The organism is Streptomyces sp. NPDC101490 (genome assembly GCF_044767145.1).
Lineage (GTDB): Bacteria > Actinomycetota > Actinomycetes > Streptomycetales > Streptomycetaceae > Streptomyces.
On sequence record NZ_JBIWNI010000006.1, the window covers coordinates 107,522 to 126,760 of the forward strand.

The window sequence follows — 19,239 nt, forward strand, 5'->3', positions numbered from 1 at the left end:
TCGACGATGCTCTTCCCCCTTACTGCAACCAGTGGTCGAACGGGGGGCGTCTCTGCGTGCGCCCACGACGGTGTGACGCGGGCACGCCGTGGAAGCGGGGGACCGGGGGAGAACGGTTACACATGGGGATGAACGGCACACCGGTGAAAAGGGAGCCGCACGCGTACAACCCTGCCGGGGGGAAGCGTGTCCAACATGCGTGGCTGAGGTACTCGACATCGCGATCATCGCCGCCCCGCGCGGCGCGGGCACGGCGCTGCTCCCCCTGCGGAGCCCCGCCCTCGCACCCGCACGCGCCACGACGGTCGTTCCCGCGCGCGGCTCCACCGGCGCCCCCGTGCGCACCCCCGGCACCGGTGGCGTGCGACGGACCCGTCCGCCCGGCGGGATGCCGGTGATCGCCCCCGTGCCCATCGGATCGCGCGCGAGCTCCGTGGACGGCATCCCCTCGCCCCGGACCAGCTCCGAGGGCTCCTCGGTCGCCGGGACCACCGTCGACCACCTCACCGAGACCTACCGCGCCCACTACCGCTCGCTGCTCGGCCTCGCCGCGCTGCTCCTCGACGACACCGCCTCCTGCGAGGACGTCGTCCAGGAGGCCTTCATCCGCGTCCACTCGGCCCGCAGGCGGGTCCGCGAGCCCGAGAAGACCCTCGCCTATCTGCGCCAGACCGTGGTGAACCTCTCCCGGTCCGCGCTGCGCCGCCGCATCCTCGGCCTCAAACTGCTGTCCAAGCCGATGCCGGACATGGCCAGCGCGGAGGAGGGGGCGTACGACCTGCTGGAGCGCGAGGACCTCATCAAGGCCATGCGCGGACTCCAGCGGCGCCAGCGCGAGGTGCTCGCCCTGCGCTACTTCTCCGACATGACCGAGGTCCAGGTCGCCGAGGCGCTCGGGATATCCCTGGGCTCGGTGAAGGCGTACGGCTCGCGGGGCATCGCGGCGCTGCGCGTCGCCATGGGGGCGACCTCGTGAGCGCCGCACCCGGCGGGGGCGGCGCGACCGGTGGACCCCGGGAGGGCCGTGACGGCGACGCCCGAGAAGAACGTGACGAGCTGAGCGGACGGCCCATGGTGAACACCCAGCCCGGCGAGGGCGACGGGGACGACGAACGGGCGCTGCGGCGGCTGTTCCAGGAAGCCGTGTCCGGTCTGGAGCCCGCCCGTGGCTCGCTGGACCAGCTGCGCCGCGCCGTGCCCGCCCGGCGCGCCCGCAAGCGGCAGGCCGTCGTCGGCGCCGCCGCCGCGGCCGTCCTCATCGGCACCGCCGTCCCCGCCTTCGTGCACGTCGCCTCCTCCGGCGGTGTCTCCGCCGCCGACCGGCCGGTCAACGCGGGCCACGGCGAGGAGGCCCAGGGCGGCACCGGCACCGAGACCGGCATCATCGGCGGCGGCAGCTCCCGTCCCCCCCAGGACGGCTCCTCACCCCGCCAGGGCGCGGACGAGGGCTCCGAGGGGGACCCGAGCAGGCCCGGTACCGGCGCGTCCGGCACCGGCCCCCGAGAGTCGCAGGGCACCGGACCGGGCTCCGCGCTCCGCTGCGGCGCCGACCAGCTCGGCGTCAGCGCGGCGGAGGCGGGCGGACCCGACGGACAGGGCAAGGTGCACGGCACCTTCCGCATCGCCAACGTCTCCGGCCGCGACTGCGTCGTCGACGGCGGCGGGACCGTCGGCTTCGAGGCCCGTGGCGCGGCCGACCCCGGCCGGATCTCGGTCGTCCGGCACCGCGCGGGGGACGCCGGGACCGGTCTGCCCGACCCCTCGAACGAGGCCGCCTCGCTGCTCCTGAAGCCGCGCGGCAGCTATGAGGTGAAGTTCGTGTGGGTGCCCAGCGAGACCTGTCCGACGACCGGGGGCACCCCGACGCCCACGCCGACCCAGACGGTCGAACCGCCGACCTCCCCGCCGCCGACGACCGCTCCCGGTACCGGCGGCCCGGAGCCCACCGAGGGCAGCGGCTCCGGAGGCGGCGGTACGGGACCGGCCACCGTCCCGGGCTCCGGCCCGGAGGCCGGAACGGCCCCGCAGCTGCTCCGCGCGGACGGCCCCGCCGACGGCAGCGTGCTGGTCAGCCATATCGCGGAACCGGGCGGCCCCGCCGCCTCGGCCACCATTCCGGGCGCCTGCGCGGGCACGATCTACCGCACGGGCGTCCTGACCGGCCAGTGACCACCCGCGCCCGCCGCCCCCGGGACCGGCCGTACGGGGCCGCCGGGACCGGCGGTACGGCCGGCGGGGACGGCGGAGCGGCCGGGTACGGCGGAGCGGGACACGGCCCGGACGGCTCCCCGTCCGGGCCACCCTCGCCGACGACGGCCTCGTGCCAGGGGACGTACGGCCCATGGCACCGGCCCGCCCGTGGAACACCGGCCCCGCCTGACGCCTGACGCCTGACGCCTGACGCCTGACGCCTGACGCCTGACGCCTGACGCCCGGCCGCCTCGCCGTCGGGCCGACCCAGGTGACCGGCCCGACGGCGACGGGCGCCGGGGCCAGTGGTCCGGTCCGGCGCGGGAGTCCCGCGGGGCCCGCTACAGTCCCAGTGCCTCGTCGCGGGACGCCTCCGCCTCGCGGCGGACCAGGCGGAACCACATGAAGAGGACGAAGCCCGCGAAGACGAACCACTCCGCGGTGTAGCCCAGGTTCTGGAAGGCCTTCGCGTCCAGACCCGTGCCCGCGGCGGCCGCCGCCGGGACCGGGGTGAGCCCGGCGGGGGAGTCCGTGAGCGTGACCCAGGCGTCGTAGACATCGTCCGTGACCACGTTCACCAGGGCCGCCGCGCTGATCATGCCGAGCTGCCCCTCGGGCAGCCCGCCCGCCGTGTTGACGCCCTTCGTGCCCGGGTTCTCCGAAGCCTGGAGCGCGCCCACCACCGTGACCTCGCCGGACGGCGCCACGGGCGCCTTCGCGCCGGTGGGGAGCCAGCCCCGGACCACCGGCAGCGACCGGCCGTCGTCCGTCCGCAGCAGCGTCAGGACGTACGAACCGGTCCGGCCGTCCAGCTCGCGGCCCGGCACGAGGAACTGCGCCCCGAACCGGCCGCGCGCCTCGGCCGACCGGCCCGAGGTCTCCTTGTCCACCGGGAGCAGCGACTCCAGCGGCCGGGCCGCCGACGCGCTCGCGGCGGGCCGTTCCTCGGCCTCCTGGTGGGAGTCGACGCGATCCTCGAACTTGCCGAGCTGCCAGGTCCCCATGAACACACAGAACGGGATCGCCAGCAGGACGAAGAGGTTGATCCCCCACCAGCGGGGCGTTCTCAGGAACCGGTACACCCCCCCCACGGTACGCAGGTGCCCTCAGTCCTCCGTCGCCCGGGTCCCCAGGTGCTTCGCGGCGAACGCGAGGTCCAGGGCGACCTGCTTGATCCGTTCCTCCACGACGAGCGAGCCGTGGCCCGCGTCGTACCGGTACACCTCGTGCACCGCGCCCCGGGCCGCCAGCCGGCCGACGTAGTTCTCGATCTGACGGATCGGGCAGCGCGGGTCGTTGACGCCGGCCGAGATGTGCACCGGGGCCGTCACCGCGTCCACGTACGTCAGCGGCGACGAGGCCGCGTACCGCTCGGGCACCTCCTCGGGCGAACCGCCGAGCAGCGTCCGGTCCAGCGCCTTCAGGGCCTCCATCTCGTCCTCGTACGCCGCGACGTAGTCCGCGACCGGCACGGCCGCGAGACCGACCGCCCACGCGTCCGGCCGGGTGCCGAGGCCGAGGAGCGTCAGATAGCCGCCCCACGAACCACCCGAGAGGACGAGCCGGTCCGGATCGGCCAGCCCGCTCTCCACCGCCCACGCGCGGACCGCCTCGATGTCCTCCAGCTCGATCAGCCCCACCCGGTGCTTCAGCGCGTCCGTCCACTCCCGGCCGTATCCCGTCGAGCCCCGGTAGTTGACCCGCACCACCGCGTACCCGTGGTCCACCCAGGCCGCCGGGCCCGAGGCGAAGGCGTCGCTGTCGTGCCAGGTCGGACCGCCGTGCACCTCGAAGACCGTGGGGAACGGTCCCTCGCCTTCCGGACGCTGCACCAGCGCGTGCACCCTGCCCCCCGGGCCCGCCACCCACACGTCCTCCACCGGCACCGAGGGCGGCGCCTTCGGACCCGGCGGGTCGAGGACGACCCCACCGGCCGTGGAACGCACCACCGGCGGCTCGGCGGCCGACGACCACAGGTACTCCACGCTGCCGTCCGGCCGGGCCGTCGCCCCCGACACCGAACCGGCCGGGGTCTCCACCCGGACCAGGGCCCCCGTGCCGATCTCGTACCGCCACAGCTCGCTGCGGGCCTCGAAGCTGTGCACCACCAGCAGCCCCGTGCCGTCCGGGAACCACTCGGCCGACACGTCGCCCGGCAGGTCCAGCGCGAGATCCGTCTCGGCGCCCGTCACCACGTCCCACAGCATCGGCTCCCAGCGACCGCGCCGCTGGTGCCCGACGAGCAGCCGGGTGTCCCCGGCCACCGGAGCGAAGCCGAGGACCGAAAGCCCCAGCTCCTCCGTCCCGCCCTTGGTGTCGTCGAGCTCCGCGACCACGCCCGCGTCCGAGGCGCGCAGCACCCGCAGCGCGGAGTGCATCGCGTCCCCGTGCTCGGTGTGCTCGACGGCGACCAGCGAGCCGTCGTACGACAGGTCGCCGACCCCGGCGGACTCCCGGTGCCGGTAGATCTCCACCGGGACGTCCTCCCCCGGCCGCACCAGGTGGACGGTCGAGCCGTCCTCGTCGGTGGAGCGGCCCACGACCAGCGTCCCCTCGCGGCCGACGGCGAGCCCCGCCGGATAGGACGCGCCCAGACCGGGCACGGCCGGTTCGTCCGCGCCGCCCGCGAACGGCTGGCGCATCCACACCCCGAACTCGTCCCCGTCGGTGTCCGCGAACCACCAGATCCAGGCTCCGTCCGGCGACAGCGTCCCGTCCGTCGTCCCGTTCGGCCGGTCCGTGACCTGCCGCTGCTCCCCGGTCGTCCGGTCCCAGGCGTACAGCTCGTACGTCCCCGTCGCGTTGGACACGAAGAGCGAGCGCCCGGGGGCGTCCTCGGCCCATTCGGGCAGCGAGACGCGCGGCGCGCGGAAGCGCCGCTCCCACAGCGGAGTCGGTTCGGTGAGCTCGGCGTTCCTGCTCTCAGTCATGCCCCCATGATGCTCCGCGCGTCGGACGATCGGGTCGCGGCCGCCCCAACCTGTGGATAACCTCGCCGACATGTACTCCCCGACGCCCGAGGACTGGCACGAGGCCAACCGCGCCCGCTGGGACGAGCGGGTCCCGATCCACACCGCCGGGGAGTTCTACGACCTCGACTCCTTCCGCGCGGGCAAGGACTCCCTGCGGGACTTCGAGCGCGCGGAGGTCGGCGACGTCACCGGCCGCACCCTGCTGCACCTCCAGTGCCACATCGGCCTCGACACGCTGTCCTGGGTGCGCCACGGGGCCTCCCGGGCCGTCGGGCTGGACTTCTCCGAACCGGCGGTGGAGACCGCCCGCTCGCTCGCCGTCGACCTGGGGCTCCCCCGGGACCGGGCCGTGTTCGTCGCCGCCGACGTGTACGACGCCGCCGGGGCCGTCCCCGACGACGCGTACGACATCGTGTACACGGGCGGCGGGGCGCTGTGCTGGCTGCCCGACATCCGGCGCTGGGCACGGACCGCCGCCTCGCTCGTCGCGCCGGGCGGCTTCCTCTACCTGGCCGAATTTCATCCCCTGACCGACTCGCTCGACGACGAGACGGGCGGCCGGATCGTGCACGACTACTTCGTCCGCGAGCCGTGGGTGGACACCTCGCCGGGGACGTACGCCGACCTCGACGCGGCCACCGTCCACAACCGCAGCGTGGAGTGGGTGCACCCGGTCGGCGAGGTCGTCACCGCGCTCGCCTCGGCGGGGCTGCGCATCGAGTTCCTGCGCGAGCACGACGTGTCGCTGTTCCCCCGCTACGGCTCGCTCCAGCGGCACGAGGACGGCTACTACCGCTTCCCGGCGGACCGGCCCCGCATCCCGCTGATGTACTCGCTCAGGGCCTCACGCCCGGCCTGATCAGCGGGTCACGGCGTCGGGCGGCTGATCCTTATGACGGCCCGCCCGCCCTTGAGGTCCACCGTCGAGCGGTGCGGCGGTGCGCCGTCCTCCTCGTCGTCGCGGAGCACGAGCGCGCTCTGCCGCTCCTTGAGCTCGTTCTGCTTGCCCTGGGAGAAGGTGGCGTGCAGCTGCTCGAAGCCGGTCGAGGAGATCTGGCCGGTGCGCTTCCCTCTGCCCGTCAGGCGCATGATCTGGTCGGCGAAGGCGACCACCGTCAGCAGGATGACCAGACCCGGCAGCGTCACGAACACGGCGAACTCCATGCCCTCCATCAAAACACGCGGGCCCGGCCCTGGACAGGGGTCGGGCGGTCACCTTGCCCGGTGCGGGTGACACCTCCAGGATGTGCCATGGATGACGCAGGGAGAGTGACGCATGAGGCACGCGGGCCGCACAAGGCGCGGGGAGACGACGGGGACGGCTCTGCTGTGGGGCGAGCAGGTGACCGCCGGGCAACTCGCCGCCGCCGAGGAGGGATACGCCCGCTGCGGGCCCGCCGAGCGGCTCCTGTGGGAGCGGCTCTCCGTCTTCGAGGGCGCCTTCGGCCGGGAGGCCGTCCGCGCGGTGTGCGGCTTCGGCGAGCTGCCCCCCGCGCGCGTGCTCGTGGTTCTCGACCGGCTCGCCCCGCTCGCCCTCCTCCCGGTCGACGACCTCTTCGACGGGGAACCCGCCGAACCCCGCTACTGGATGCCGCACTCCGTGCGCGCGGTGGGCGCCCGGCGGCTCAGCGCCCGCGGCGACCGCCCGTCCGTCGTCCCCCGCCACCGGCGCTGGGCGCTGGAGCTCGCCCGGCGGGCCGCCGACCGGTGGCGGGACGGCCGGCAGCTCGACGCCCGCGACCTCGCCCTGCGGGAACTCCCCGACCTGGCCGCCGCCATGGACCCGACGACGGCGTCCGCCGAGCCCGGCGAGGAGGCCGCCACCGCCGTCGAGACCGCCGTCACCCTGTGGTTCCTGTGGGTGGCCTGCGGCCGGGTCGCCGAGGGGCGGACCCGGCTGCGGCACGCCCTCTCCCTGTACTCCGGGCCGCCACCGGCCCGCGCGCTGTGGCTCGCGGGCTTCCTGGAGCTGGAGTCCGGCCGCCCCGAGGAGGCCGTCCGGCTGCTCGGCCGGGCCGCCGAGGCGGCGGAGCGCGACGGCGACGACGGCGCCCTCGGCGCGCTGGCCCATCTGCGCGGTTCGGCCGCCCTCCACCAGGGGCGCACGCGCGCGTCGGCCGCGGCTTTCCGCGAGTCCCTCGAACTGGTCGCGGAACCCTCGGAGTTCGGGCCGTCCCGGCACGGCTGCCGGGTGGGCCTCGCGCTCTCCCTGTGCCGGACCGACCCCGGGGGCGCCCGGGAGGCGCTCGCCGGGGCGGAGCGGGAGCACCGGGCCGGTGACGCCCGCCCGGCCGACGTGTACGCCGACGCCTGGGCCGAGCACGTACGGGCCGAGCTCGCCGCCTGGGACGGGGACCCGGAGCGGGCCGCGGGGCACGCCCGGCGGGCGCTGCGCGCGCACCTGGAACTCGGCTCCTCGGTGGGGGCGGCCGTGGCGGCGGAACTCCTCGCGCAGATGCGGTCGCTCGGCGGCCGGAAGGACACGGCGGCCCGGCTCCTGGGCGCGGTGGACCTGCTGCGGACCTCCGCCTTCGAGACGTCCTACCGGCCCGCGCGGTTCGTGGAGGCCGTACGGGCCCACCGGGACCGGGACCGGGACCTGCGGTCGCTGCGGGACGACCCGGCGCTGCGGGACGCCTTCGAGGAGGGCGCCCGGCTGGGCCTGTTCACCCTGGCCGACTGTCCCTAGCCGGTTGTTCCTAGCCGGTTGTCCTCGGCCGGCCGTCCCGGCGGCCGGACCGCGGGTCGCGGAGTTTTCCACAGATGGGAGCTGGCCCCGTTCCGGGCCCGTCCCGCTGTCTACGATGCCGACATGATCGCCTTCGTCGTCGCCACCGTGTTCCTGTTGCTCTTCGGGGTCGGTGTGCTGCGGGACCGGCGCCGCTTCGGCAACGCCGTGTATCTGGGGCTCGCCGTCACCTTCCTCGGCATCGGGCTCCTCGCCGGGATCGAGGACGCCCCGCCGGGCGTCGCCGAGACCGTGATGGTCCTGCTGCTCCTCGTGGTCGCCCTCGGCCCGCTCGTCCTCGCCGGACTGCTCTGCGCGAACGGCGTGAAGATGGTCCGCAAGGAGGGCAGACGCCCCGCCAACCTGCTGTCGCTCCTCGCCGGGCTCGGGATACTCGGGGTGATGGGCCTCGCCGCGTCCGCCGTCGTCACCCGGTCCGTGGTCCTCGCCCTGATCGTCGGCACCACCCTGCTCGTCCTCGGCTACGTGTCCTTCCTCTTCGTCTGCTTCGTCGGCTACGCCTTCCTGTACGGCCGCATGAGGGTCCGGCGCGACGCCGACTTCGTGGTGGTCCTCGGCTCCGGTCTGATCGGCGGCAGCCGGGTGTCCCCGCTGCTCGCCAGCCGTCTGGACAGAGGACGGCAGGTGTACGAGCTGCTGGCCGCGCGCAGAGGACCCGACCGCCCCGCGCCCGTCCTCGTCACCTCCGGCGGGCAGGGCCCCGACGAGCGCCTTCCCGAGTCCCACGCGATGGCCGACTACCTCGTCGAGCGCGGCTTCCCGGCCGACGCGGTGGTCCGCGAGGACCGCTCCCGGACCACAGAGGAGAACCTGCTGTTCAGCAGGGAGCTGATGGAGCGGGACCGGCCGGGCTCCGCGTGCGTGGTCGTCACCAACAACTTCCACGCCTTCCGGGCCGCCCTGATGGCCCGCAGGGCGGGGGTGGACGGCCAGGTGGTGGGCTCGCCGACGGCCGCCTACTTCTGGCCCTCGGCGACCATCCGCGAGTTCGTCGCGGTCTTCCTCCAGTACAAGGTGGTGAACCTGGGGATCTGCCTGACGCTGATCGCGCTGGGAGTGGTGGCCGGTCTCGCCCGCTGACCGGCCCCGCCCGCCGGACGGTGTCTCACGGGGTCACCACGGGGATCACGGGGATCACGGGGATGATGAGGATCATGGGGATCACGGGGTCACCACGGGGAACAGCGGATCGGGTGTCGTCACGTACGACAGGAGGCGCGCCAGCAGGGCCGGATCGCCCTCCACCCCGATGCCCCGCTCCCCGGGGTCCCCTCCGGCGAGCAGTCCGAGCAGTCCTGCCTTGTCCAGGGTGAGGACGAGCCCGGCGGGCGTCCGGGGCGTGTCCGGCACGGCCCGCTGGGTGAGGGCGCCGTGGCGGAGGGTGAGGCGGCGGCGTTCCCCGGGGAAGACCAGATCGACGGTGAGGTCCTCGTCCCAGGCGCGCGGCCCGTCGATCCGCACCGCGATCGAGTCGACCAGCATGGGCACGGTCAGGGCCATCGACATCTCGGGATTGGTCATGTCGACCATCTCGCCGCCGACGCCGTGCCGCAGTTCCTGAGCGGCGGTGAGGTAGAAGTTGCGCCAGGGCCCGTTCTCGGAGCCGTGTCCCAGCCGCTCGTAGACCCCGGCGAGCGTCTCCTTCGCCGGGACGTCCGCCGGGTCGGCGAAGACCAGGTGGTTCAGCAGGGTCGCGGCGAACCGCAGATCGCCCTCCTCGGCGTACGCGCGGGCCTTGGCCAGGGTCGCCTCGGGGCCGCCCGCCACGGCCACGTACCGCAGGGCGAGCGCGGTCGGCGGGTGCTCCCACAGATGGGCCACGTTGCCGTCGAACCAGCCCAGATAGCGCTGGTAGACCGCCTTCGTGTTGTGGCTGAGGGAGCCGTAGTAGCCGCGCGCGTGCCAGGCGCGCTCCAGGGCGGGCGGCAGCTCCAGGCGCTCGGCGATCTCCGGCGCGGTGAGACCCTCGTTGAGGAGCCGCAGCGTCTGGTCGTGGGTGTACGCGTACAGGTCGCGCTGCTCGGTCAGGAACCGCACCACCTCGTCGTGGCCCCAGGTCGGCCAGTGGTGGGAGGCGAAGGCGACGTCGTACCGCCCGTGGAAGTACTCGATCGCCTCGTCGAGGTACGCGGCCCAGATCCGGGCGTCGCGGACCACCGCCCCGCGCAGGGTCAGGATGTTGTGGAAGGTGTGGGTGGCGTTCTCGGCCAGGCACAGCGCGCGGTGGTCGGGGAAGAGGAAGTTCATCTCCGAGGGTGCCTCGGTGCCGGGCGTCAGCTGGAAGACGATCCGCACCCCGTCGACGGTCTCCTCCTGGCCGGTCTCCGTGATGTCCACGGTCGGCGGGACGAGACTGATGGTGCCGGTGGAGGTCGTCGGGCCGAGACCGGCACCGATCTGCGCGTCCGGTGCCTTCGGGAGGTTCGCCCCGTACATGAAGCTCGCCCGCCGGGTCATCGCGTTGCCCGCGTAGACGTTCTCGCTGACCGCGTGCTCCAGGAAACCGGCCGGGGCCAGGACCGGCACCCCCTCCTCGGTGCCGTGCGGCAGGACGCCCCGCGAGCCGCCGAAGTGGTCGCCGTGCGAGTGGGTGTAGATGAGACCGGTCACCGGACGGTCGCCCCGGTACGCCCGGTAGAGCGCGAGGGCCGCTTCGGCGGTCTCTGTGGAGATCAGCGGGTCGATGACGACGATCCCGCGCTCGCCCTCGACGACCGTCATGTTCGACAGGTCGAGCCCGCGCACCTGGTAGATGCCGTCGGTGACCTCGTACAGGCCCTGCTTCGCGGCGAGCCGGGACTGCCGCCAGAGGCTCGGATGCGCCGTGTCCGGGCAGTCCTCCGCCAGGAAGCCGTAGGCGTCGCCGTCCCAGACCGTGCGCCCGGCGGCGTCCGTGACCACGCCGGGGACGAGGGCGCCGAGGAAGCCCCGGTCCGCGTTCTCGAAGTCGGTGGTGTCGTCGGAGGAGGGCGAGGGCTCGCTCATGTGCCGGGGCTCCGTTCCACGGGGGGCGGTGGTCGGCGTACCGGACCATCTGACCACCGGGGTGCCGGGGCCGCACCCCGGGACGGGACCGGGCTCGGGGGCGGGGGAGCGCCTGCCGGGGCGCCCTCCCGGATGGGCGCCCCGCTTGCTGGAACGCGCTCCCGGGACCGGGGCGGGGCCCGGTGAGGCGGGCCTCCGGGGCAGGAGCGGCGGGGGCGGCCGTCCGTACCTACCCTTGAGTTACCGACGGAGGTGACCCATGAGCCGACACCACTTCCACATCGACTACCTCGGGCACTCGGTCTCCGCGACCGTGCGGACCGGGCACCGCCCCGTGGTCGAGGTCCTCGTCGACGGCAAGGAGACCGGCTACGCCACGACCAGGGAGGACGGTGCGGTCACGGTCCCGGTCGAGCTGCCCACCGACCCGCCGAGGACGGTGACGGTACGGGCCACCCCGGGGCCCGGGGTCCCGCGCTGCCTGCTGCTCGCGACGGCGGACGGGGAACCGCTGGTGATGGCGCCGAGAACGTACTGAACGGGCCGCGGGGCCGGGCGGGCGCGGGGCTGGGCGGGCGCGGGGCTGGACAGGTCGTCAGGCCGGGCGGGCCGAGTGAGGGGCGGGCCGCGAGGCGGAAGGGGTTCGCGCGGCTGGACCGGCCGCGCGGTGGAAACCGGTCGCGCGCGGCCGCACCGGCGGTGCCGCGAGACGGGGCCGCCACCCTTCCCCATACGGGAAGACGGAGGGCTGCTACCCCGGTTCGTACGGGAGGACAGGAGCGGTCGTCCTGAGCCTTACGGGCGTACGGGAGGACGGGAGCCCGCCGCCCGAGTCGTCCGGGAGGACGGGGGCCGCCACCTCGGCCCGTACGAGAAGTAAGGAGGAGGCCGTCGCCCCGGGCCGTACGGGAAGACGGAGGTCGTCGCCCCGGGCCGTACGGCTCAGGACAGCCAGGCCATTCCGATGACCAGGAAGACGACGAAGGCGATGGCCCCGGCGACGGCGGCGGTCTTGCGGGGGCGGCGCCGGGAGATCTCGGCGAGCCGGTCGCCCGCGCCTGCGGGCCGTTCGCGCCGCCGCGACGAGGACCCCGTCCCGGAGCCCTGGGCGGACCCGCGCCCGGTCCTCGGCGGCGGTACCGGCGAGGGCACCGAGGGCGGCAGCGGCACGGACGCGGTCGCGGGGGCGTGAGCGGCGGGCGCGTGCGCGGGCGCGCGCCCCGGGCCGGGCGCGTGCGCTGCTACGGACCGGGCCGGAGCGGTGGACCGCGCGCCCGGACGCCGGTGCTGTACCAGCCCCGGCACCGGCCCCGCCGGGACGGACTGCGGATAGCCGCGCCAGGCGCCGGAGGAGAACCAGTCCGCGATGCCCTGCGCCGGGGGGCGCTGTTCCGGCTGCTTCGCGAGCAGACTCAGCAGGTACGCCTCGAACTCGGGCGGGAGCACCGCGCCGAGACGGCTCGGCGGCACCGGGGCGGTGTCGATGTGCTGGTACAGCAGGGCGGTCGCGGTGTCCGCCTGGAACGGCGTGCGGCCGGTGAGGAGTTGGTAGAGGACGCAGCCGAGCGAGTACACGTCGGACGCGGAGGAGGCGGGCTGCCCGAGGGCCCGCTCGGGCGCCAGGTAGAGCCCTGTGCCCACGATCTGACCCGTCGTCGTGAGCGCCCCCGAGGGGTCGTCGACGAACCGCGCGATGCCGAAGTCGGCCAGTTTGACCGTGCCGTCGCCGTCGACCAGCAGGTTTCCGGGCTTGATGTCCCGGTGCACGACGCCCTGCCGGTGCGCGGCGGCGAGCCCGGCGGCGGCGTGGGCCGCGACCACGGCGAGCCGTTCGGCGGGCAGCACCAGCGGTTCGGCGGGGGTCCCGGCGAGGCTGTCGCCCTCCACCAGCTCCATGACGAGGAACAGTTTCCCGTCCCAGGTGCCGAAGTCGAAGACGCCCACCACGTGCGGATGGCTCAGTCGCGCGGCCGTCTGCGCCTCCAGCCGGAACCGGTCGCCCGCGGACGGGTCGGCCATCTGCGCCAGCATCAGCTTCACGGCCACGGACCGGCCCAGCACCTCGTCGGTGGCCCGCCACACCTCGCCCATGCCGCCCCGGCCGATACACACATGAAGCCGATATCGGTCCGCGACCAGCACCGGGAGACCACCCTTTCGACGATCGATCAACGTGACGGAAGAGAACCAGCCTAGAGCCGCCCGGTCCGCCCCTTCGCCGCACTCCCCCCGACGGGACCCCCTCCGCCGCAGGACCGGCAGCCCCCGACGCGGGTTCCCCCACCCACCGGAAGCGACTCGGCCCACTGCCGGAAGGGAGGCCCCGCCGCTGCCGGACGGAAGCCCGGCCGTCGCCGCATGAGCCCGGCCGCTGCCGGAGAGGGAGCCCGGTCACCGCCGGGAGCGAGTTTCCCCACTGTCGACACCGAGTCCTCCACTGCCGGAAGCAAGTCCCCCCACTGCCGGAAGGGACGAGGGTCCCAGCGCCGAAGGCGAATTCGGCCGCTGCCGAAGGAGATTCCGTCCGCCCCCGCCGGAAGGGACTCCGGCCGTCCGGTCGTGGTTCCCGTCCCGCCGAATGAAGCGGCCAGGTCGAGCCGTTGGGGCCCAGGAATCCGAGGACCCGCCCGGCCGGGACCTCCAGGTCGACACCGCCCAGGTCGACACCGCCCCGGTCGGTGAAGTCCCCGTACTTCTCGGTCAGTCCCTCGGCCCGGATCGGGGTGTGGCGCGCGGCGGTGTCGAGGACCTGGGCGAGCGACGGTCGGACCGGGGCAGCAGGAGTGGGGTGGCCAGGGCGAGCAGTCCCGCGACCAGGAGGGCGGTACGGGGTCCGGTGGCGGTGGCGAGCAGCCCGCCGAGCGCGGTGAGCACGGCGATGGACGCCTGCTGGGCGATCGACCAGGCGGTCAGGGTGCGGGCGACGAGGTGCCGGGGGGTGCGTTCGAGCCGGAGGGTGGCGAGCACCGGGGTGTACAGGCTCATGTGGACGATGATCGCCAGCTCGACGGCCATCACGGTCAGGAGCCCGACGGTGCCGGGCCCGACGAGGGCGAGGCCGATCAGCCAGACGGCCCGCAGGGTGCCGACGACCCCGATGACCCGGCGTCGGCCGTGCCGGGCCACGGTACGGCGGGCGAGCCGCGAGCCGACGAGCCCGCCGAGACAGGGGGCGGCGAAGGCGAGGGCGTACTGCCAGGGCGGGAACGCCAGGTCACGCAGGAGGAGCACGGCGAGGACCGGTTCGGTGGCCATGATCAGTCCGGAGACGGCCATGTTGTTGAGGCAGAGCGCCCGCAGGACGGGGTCGTGGAAGAGGTGCCGCCAGCCACCGAGCAGGGCACCGGCCGGTGCGGTGGTGCCGGTCGGCATGGTGGTGCCGGTGGCCCCCGTCGGTTCCGTGGCCCTGGCCGGGGGCCGAGGCGGGGCCTCCTCCCGGCCGCCCGCCGCGACGAGGCAGAGCGCGGAGAGAAGGTGGCTGAGCGCGTCGGCGACCAGGGTGACGACCGGCCCGAGCACCCCGATCGCGGCCCCTCCGAGCGGTGGTCCGACCGCGATGGAACTCCAGTTGGTGGACTCGAACCGGGCGTTGGCCACGAGCAGGTCCTCCGGCCGGAGCAGCGCCTTGAGGTAGGCGCCGCTCGCCGCGCCGGACGCGATCCTGGCGGCGGAGAGCGTGGCCGAGACCACGAGCAGCTGCCCGAGGCCGAGGATCCCGAGGGCGTACGCCACGGGGACCGACGCCAGGGCCGCGCACCGGACCAGATCGGTCACGATCATGACCGGGCGTTTGCGCCGGAACTCCACCCACGGAGCGAGCGGCACCGCGACCACCGCCCCCACCGCGGGCCCGGCGGCGGACAGCGCGGACACCTCGGCGGGACCCGCGCGCAGCACCAGTACGGCGATCAGCGGCAGGGCCCCGAAACCCAGCCCGGAGCCGTACGCGCTCACCGCGTACGCCGCCCACAGCAGGCCGAAGCGCCGCCCCAGCCGTCTCCTGGCCACCCTGCCCCCGAGGTCCGTCCATACAACCCGACACCGACCGGACAGAGGAAAGCGAGCGACCGCACCGCAGGTCAAACAACCAGGAACGGCGCATCACACAACCAGTGGTTGTTCCCTAAGGTGGTCCGTCATGGACCTCGAAGCCGTACGCACCTTCGTCGCCGTCGCGGAGGCGGGCCAGTTCCGGAAGGCCGCCGTCGACCTGTCGGTCACCCAGCAGGCCGTCTCCAAACGGATCGCCGCCCTGGAGCGGCACCTCGGGGTGCGGCTGTTCACCCGCACCCCGCACGGGGCCGAGCCCACCATCGACGGCCAGGCCCTCCTGCCGCACGCCCGGGAGCTGCTCCGGGCCGCGGACCGGGCCGTCGCGTCCGTGCGCGCGGGCCGCCGCCCGCTGCGGGTCGACGTGATCAACTCGCGGGGCGCGGTGTCGGGCCTGATGCGCGACTTCCACCGGGCGCACCCCGGGACCGAACTCGACGTGCTGATGATGCTGGACATCGACGCGGCGGTCGCCGCCCTCCGGTCCGGCGCCATCGACGCGTCCTTCCGGGCCGTCGCCGACCCCGGCCGGCCGCTGCCGGAGGACATCGCGTCCGTCCGGGTCCTCGACGAGCCGCTCCAGCTGCTCACCGGCCCCGGCCACGCGCTGGCGCGCGCCCGGTCGGTGACCGTCGCCGAGCTGGTCGGACACCGGATCTGGATGCCCGGCATCGTGCCGGGGACGGAGTGGGCCGCCTACTACGACGACCTGGTCGCCGAGTTCGGTCTCACCATCGAGGCGACCGGCCCCAACTTCGGTTCCGACGCGCTCCTCGACACCGTCGCCGACACCCCGGCCCTGGCCACCTTCATGAGCGAGGGCACCCGGCTGGTCTGGCCCGCGGGCCACGGTCTGCGGCGCATCCCGGTGACCGACCCGGTGCCGGTCTACCCGCACTCGCTCCTGTGGCACCGCGACAACCCGCACCCGGCGCTGGCGGTCCTGCGCGCCCACCTCGCGGGGGTGTCCCCCGCCCCGGACACCCCGGGCACCTGGTGCCCGGGGTGGACGAGGCCGTACTGAGCGGGGCGGGCCGTCACAGGGAGGCGAGCACGTGGGCGGCCCTGCGGGGGTCCCGCAGCGGCCGGAGCGCGAGGCGGACGAGGACCAGCGGGTTGTCGTCCCCGGCGGCCCGGTTGGTGCCGAGCTCCCCGCAGGACAGGCACTCGTGGATGATCATCCACTCGCCGTCGTCCCGGGCGCAGAGCCCCAGTGCCTCCATACGGCCCCGGCAGGCCGAGGCCCGGTCGCCGGGGATCCGGTGGTCGACGTGCAGACTGGCCAGGCAGTGGGGGCAGTGGTTCCGGTGCGCGGTGCCGGGCGCGTCCAGCGGGACGTCCAGACGACAGCCGACGCACCGGAAGCAGTCGGCCCGGTCGCGGATCCGGCCGTGCAGAACGGTCTTGGGGCGCTGCGGGCGCCGGTCGTGCGGGCGGCGTGGCATGACGGTTCTCCTTCCGGGATCAGTGGGCGCCGAACGCTTCGAGCGGGAACGGTGGTTGGGCCAGGGGACGGACCGCCATCCGCATCAGGACGAGCTGGTTGTCGTCCGCGCGGACCGGTGAGGAGGTCAGCTCGTCGCAGCGCGCGCAGCGGTGGATGACCCGCCAGTCGCCGGTGCGGAGCACGGCGACGGCGATCGGGACCATCCGGCCCTCGCAGTCGCTCGGCCCGCCCTCGACGTGGTCGAGGACGTGCCGGGAGTGCAGGCAGGCCGGGCAGTGGTCGGCGGACGCGACGGCGGTCAGGCCGCACGCGACGCAGATGAAGGTGTGGTCGGTGTGGGACACCCGGGGTGCTCCTTGCTGGAAGTCGTACGGGGCAGCAAGAGCAGGCCGAGCGGTCCTCGCCGGGGCCGAGACGACGGCCCGAAGAAGATGACGAAGGATTACGCGGCGTGGCGAGGCGCGCTCGGCGCGGTCCGGGGCATCAACACATCCTTGGCAGGGGCCCGAAAGGACCCGATCGACAAAGGCCCCGCACACCACGAGACACCGGGAGCGTAACAACGCCCCTCCACCCCGCCAACGGGTTTTCCCCACGCCCGGACAGCCCCGCGTCGCCCCGGTGCCTGCCCGCTCGATCTCCCCGGGACGGCCCGCCGACCTCGGCCTCGCCTTCCCGTACCGGCCGGGTTCCGCTGCCACGAGGCGACGGATCAAGACGCCGGATCGAGGCGGCCTCGCCCTCTCCTCACGGGCCCACGGGAAGCGGCGGCCACACGAGCAGAAAAGCAGGCGGGGCCGGTACTGATACCAGTACCGGCCCCACCTGCTGCTACGGCTGTCGGGGTGGCGGGATTTGAACCCACGACCTCTTCGTCCCGAACGAAGCGCGCTGCCAAGCTGCGCTACACCCCGATGTCACTGCTCTGTTCTTCACTTCGCGGCGACATCGATTACTTTAGCCCACGCGCGCGCTGAGGCGAAATCCGGTATTCGGGGGCTACGCGCGGGCCGTCAGGGTGAGGAGGGTGACCTCCGGCGGGCAGGCGAAGCGGACCGGGGTGTAGCGGCTGGTGCCGCAGCCGGCCGAGACGTGCAGGTACGAGGTCCGGCCCCCGGCCGTGTGGGTGGAGAGGCCCTTGACCCGGTCGGTGTCCAGGTCGCAGTTGGTGACCAGCGCCCCGTAGAAGGGGATGCACAGCTGCCCGCCGTGGGTGTGCCCGGCGAGGAGCAGCTCGTACCCGTCGGCCGTGAAGGCGTCGAGCGCGCGCAGGTACGGGGCGTGGACCACGCCCAGCGTGAAGTCGGCGTCGGGATCGGGGCCGCCCGTCACCCGCTCGTACCGGTCGCGCTTGATGTGCGGATCGTCGAGCCCCGTGAAGGCCAGGTCCGCCTGCGGCAGCTTCAGCCTGCCGCGGGTGTTGGTGAGGTTCGCCCAGCCCGCCGCGTCGAAGGCGTCCCGGATGCCCTCCCACGGGTTGTGGACGGCGTCGACGACCGGCTTGTTGCCGTTGAGCCCGTGGCGGCCCTGCACCTTCTCCATCAGATAGAGGGCGGGGTTGCGGAGCCGGGGGCCGTAGTAGTCGTTGGAGCCGAAGACGTACACGCCCGGGAACTCCATGAGCGGGCCGAGCGCGTCCAGCAGCTCCGGTACGGCCTCCGGGTCCGAGAGGTTGTCGCCGGTGTTGACGACGAAGTCCGGGCGGAGGCCCGCGAGGGACTGGAGCCAGGCCCGCTTCTTCCGCTGGCCGCTCACCATGTGGATGTCGGAGACCTGGAGGACCCGCAGATCGCTCATGCCGGGCGGCAGCACCGGCACCGTCACACGGCGGAGCCGGAACGAGCGGGCTTCGACCCCCGCCGCGTAGACGATTCCGGCGGCAGCCGCCGCCGTGAGACCTGCCGTGATCTTGAGGGGGATCCCGTACCGTGCGCGCATTCCCCCATCGTCGCAGACCCGACGAGGGGAAATGCGCGGGCGGGCGGGGCGCGGCACCTGCCACACTTGGCCCCATGACCACGCTCAAGGAGAAGCTCCAGGCCGACCTCAACGCCGCGATCCGGGCGCGCGACGAACTGCGCTCCTCGACCCTCCGGCTGACCATCACCGCCATCACGAAGGAGGAGGTCGCGGGCACCACCAAGCGCGAACTCTCCGACGACGAGGTGCAGAAGGTGATCGCCAAGGAGGCGAAGAAGCGCCGCGAGGCCGCGGAGGCCTTCGCCCAGGGCGGCCGCCTCGAGTCCGCCGAGCGGGAGAAGGCCGAGGGCGTCCTCCTCGACGCCTACCTGCCGAAGCAGCTCGGCGACGACGAGCTCGACGCGATCGTCGCCGCCGCCGTCGAGGAGGCGCGTGCGGCGGGCGCCGAGGGGCCGCGTGCCATGGGCGCCATCATGAAGATCGTGAACCCGAAGGTGGCCGGCCAGGCGGAGGGCGGCCGGGTCGCCGCCGCGGTGAAGAAGCTCCTCGCGGGCTGATCCGACACCTTTTCCGGGTTTCCCGGCCGCTCAGCCTTCCGGTCGCCCGGTCGCTGAGCCTTCCCGGTCGCCCGGTTTCCCCGGCTCCCGCCACGCGACCCCGGCGGAAGCCGGGCCGGCTTCGGGCGGGCCGACCTCACGGGCGGGCTACCTCTGGACGGGCCGATCCCAGCCTGAGTGGCCCAGGCGGGCCGATCTCGGGCGCCCTCCCCCCACCGGACGGCTTCACCCCAGAGCGAAGTACCCCGGATGGGAGTGTCCCCGGGCGAAGTACCCCCATGCGGAGTGTCCCCGGACGGCGCCCCGGCCTCGGCCCGGCCGACACCGACCCGTCGGCCCCTGACCTGCGAAACCCCGACCCGCGAAACC

At 74.2% G+C, this 19,239-nt stretch carries 17 protein-coding genes and 1 tRNA gene; 8 read left to right on the plus strand and 10 right to left on the minus strand.

Annotated elements, in window-relative coordinates; genetic code table 11:
* Positions 1-199 precede the first annotated feature (199 nt).
* Positions 200-976 (plus strand): SigE family RNA polymerase sigma factor, encoded by a 777-nt coding sequence (locus tag ACIRQY_RS15370; RefSeq protein ID WP_403925562.1) that lies wholly within the window; start codon positions 200-202, stop codon positions 974-976.
* Positions 973-2,169, plus strand: a complete 1,197-nt coding sequence (locus ACIRQY_RS15375) for a hypothetical protein (RefSeq protein WP_403925565.1) — start codon at positions 973-975, stop codon at positions 2,167-2,169. Before ACIRQY_RS15370 ends, ACIRQY_RS15375 begins: the two co-directional genes overlap by 4 nt.
* Before the next feature lie 362 nt (positions 2,170-2,531).
* On the opposite strand, the gene ACIRQY_RS15380 is transcribed toward ACIRQY_RS15375, so the two are convergent.
* Entirely contained in the window at positions 2,532-3,272 is a 741-nt protein-coding gene (locus tag ACIRQY_RS15380; protein ID WP_403925568.1) for an SURF1 family protein, read from the minus strand.
* Positions 3,273-3,296: 24 nt separating this feature from the next.
* Entirely contained in the window at positions 3,297-5,120 is a 1,824-nt protein-coding gene (locus tag ACIRQY_RS15385) for a prolyl oligopeptidase family serine peptidase (RefSeq protein ID WP_403925571.1), read from the minus strand.
* 70 nt (positions 5,121-5,190) lie between these two features.
* Between ACIRQY_RS15385 and ACIRQY_RS15390 the strand changes: the two genes are divergently transcribed.
* A complete protein-coding gene (locus ACIRQY_RS15390) occupies positions 5,191-6,021 on the plus strand; it encodes a class I SAM-dependent methyltransferase (protein ID WP_351786023.1) in 831 nt (276 codons plus the stop codon).
* Between the two features lie 8 nt (positions 6,022-6,029).
* Here the strand turns inward: ACIRQY_RS15390 and ACIRQY_RS15395 are convergent, their stop codons facing one another.
* Positions 6,030-6,326 carry a DUF6191 domain-containing protein gene (locus ACIRQY_RS15395; protein ID WP_403925574.1) on the minus strand — a complete coding sequence of 99 codons (297 nt, stop codon included), beginning with the start codon at positions 6,324-6,326 and terminating at the stop codon, positions 6,030-6,032.
* A gap of 112 nt (positions 6,327-6,438) precedes the next feature.
* Between ACIRQY_RS15395 and ACIRQY_RS15400 the strand changes: the two genes are divergently transcribed.
* Together ACIRQY_RS15400 and ACIRQY_RS15405 are read left to right on the plus strand one after the other, a co-directional pair.
* Positions 6,439-7,851, plus strand: a complete 1,413-nt coding sequence (locus ACIRQY_RS15400; protein WP_403925577.1) for a tetratricopeptide repeat protein — start codon at positions 6,439-6,441, stop codon at positions 7,849-7,851.
* A 123-nt stretch (positions 7,852-7,974) separates the two neighbouring features.
* Positions 7,975-8,991 carry a YdcF family protein gene (locus ACIRQY_RS15405; RefSeq protein ID WP_403925580.1) on the plus strand — a complete coding sequence of 339 codons (1,017 nt, stop codon included), beginning with the start codon at positions 7,975-7,977 and terminating at the stop codon, positions 8,989-8,991.
* 81 nt (positions 8,992-9,072) lie between these two features.
* Here ACIRQY_RS15405 and ACIRQY_RS15410 read toward each other — a convergent pair whose 3' ends face one another.
* Positions 9,073-10,896 (minus strand): alkyl/aryl-sulfatase, encoded by a 1,824-nt coding sequence (locus ACIRQY_RS15410; RefSeq protein ID WP_403925583.1) that lies wholly within the window; start codon positions 10,894-10,896, stop codon positions 9,073-9,075.
* 259 nt (positions 10,897-11,155) lie between these two features.
* On the opposite strand from ACIRQY_RS15410, the gene ACIRQY_RS15415 reads away from it, so the two are divergent.
* Positions 11,156-11,434, plus strand: a complete 279-nt coding sequence (locus ACIRQY_RS15415) for a hypothetical protein (protein ID WP_351786010.1) — start codon at positions 11,156-11,158, stop codon at positions 11,432-11,434.
* Positions 11,435-11,838: 404 nt separating this feature from the next.
* Here ACIRQY_RS15415 and ACIRQY_RS15420 read toward each other — a convergent pair whose 3' ends face one another.
* Together ACIRQY_RS15420 and ACIRQY_RS15425 are read right to left on the minus strand one after the other, a co-directional pair.
* Positions 11,839-13,038 carry a serine/threonine-protein kinase gene (locus ACIRQY_RS15420; protein WP_403925586.1) on the minus strand — a complete coding sequence of 400 codons (1,200 nt, stop codon included), beginning with the start codon at positions 13,036-13,038 and terminating at the stop codon, positions 11,839-11,841.
* A 558-nt stretch (positions 13,039-13,596) separates the two neighbouring features.
* Positions 13,597-14,904 carry an MFS transporter gene (locus ACIRQY_RS15425; RefSeq protein ID WP_403925589.1) on the minus strand — a complete coding sequence of 436 codons (1,308 nt, stop codon included), beginning with the start codon at positions 14,902-14,904 and terminating at the stop codon, positions 13,597-13,599.
* A 130-nt stretch (positions 14,905-15,034) separates the two neighbouring features.
* Here ACIRQY_RS15425 and ACIRQY_RS15430 point away from each other — a divergent pair, with 130 nt between their 5' ends.
* Positions 15,035-15,970 carry a LysR family transcriptional regulator gene (locus tag ACIRQY_RS15430; protein ID WP_403925592.1) on the plus strand — a complete coding sequence of 312 codons (936 nt, stop codon included), beginning with the start codon at positions 15,035-15,037 and terminating at the stop codon, positions 15,968-15,970.
* Positions 15,971-15,983: 13 nt separating this feature from the next.
* On the opposite strand, the gene ACIRQY_RS15435 is transcribed toward ACIRQY_RS15430, so the two are convergent.
* The 4 genes from ACIRQY_RS15435 to ACIRQY_RS15450 form a co-directional block, all read right to left on the minus strand.
* Positions 15,984-16,391, minus strand: coding sequence for an RNHCP domain-containing protein (locus ACIRQY_RS15435; RefSeq protein ID WP_351786000.1), 408 nt, complete (start codon positions 16,389-16,391; stop codon positions 15,984-15,986).
* A gap of 19 nt (positions 16,392-16,410) precedes the next feature.
* Positions 16,411-16,737, minus strand: a complete 327-nt coding sequence (locus ACIRQY_RS15440) for an RNHCP domain-containing protein (protein ID WP_403925595.1) — start codon at positions 16,735-16,737, stop codon at positions 16,411-16,413.
* 496 nt (positions 16,738-17,233) lie between these two features.
* Positions 17,234-17,307, minus strand: a tRNA-Pro gene (locus ACIRQY_RS15445).
* Between the two features lie 85 nt (positions 17,308-17,392).
* Positions 17,393-18,331: a metallophosphoesterase gene (locus ACIRQY_RS15450; RefSeq protein ID WP_351785989.1), complete on the minus strand. Its 939-nt coding sequence runs from the start codon at positions 18,329-18,331 to the stop codon at positions 17,393-17,395.
* 74 nt (positions 18,332-18,405) lie between these two features.
* On the opposite strand from ACIRQY_RS15450, the gene ACIRQY_RS15455 reads away from it, so the two are divergent.
* Positions 18,406-18,870: a GatB/YqeY domain-containing protein gene (locus ACIRQY_RS15455; RefSeq protein ID WP_403925600.1), complete on the plus strand. Its 465-nt coding sequence runs from the start codon at positions 18,406-18,408 to the stop codon at positions 18,868-18,870.
* Positions 18,871-19,239: the final 369 nt, after the last annotated feature.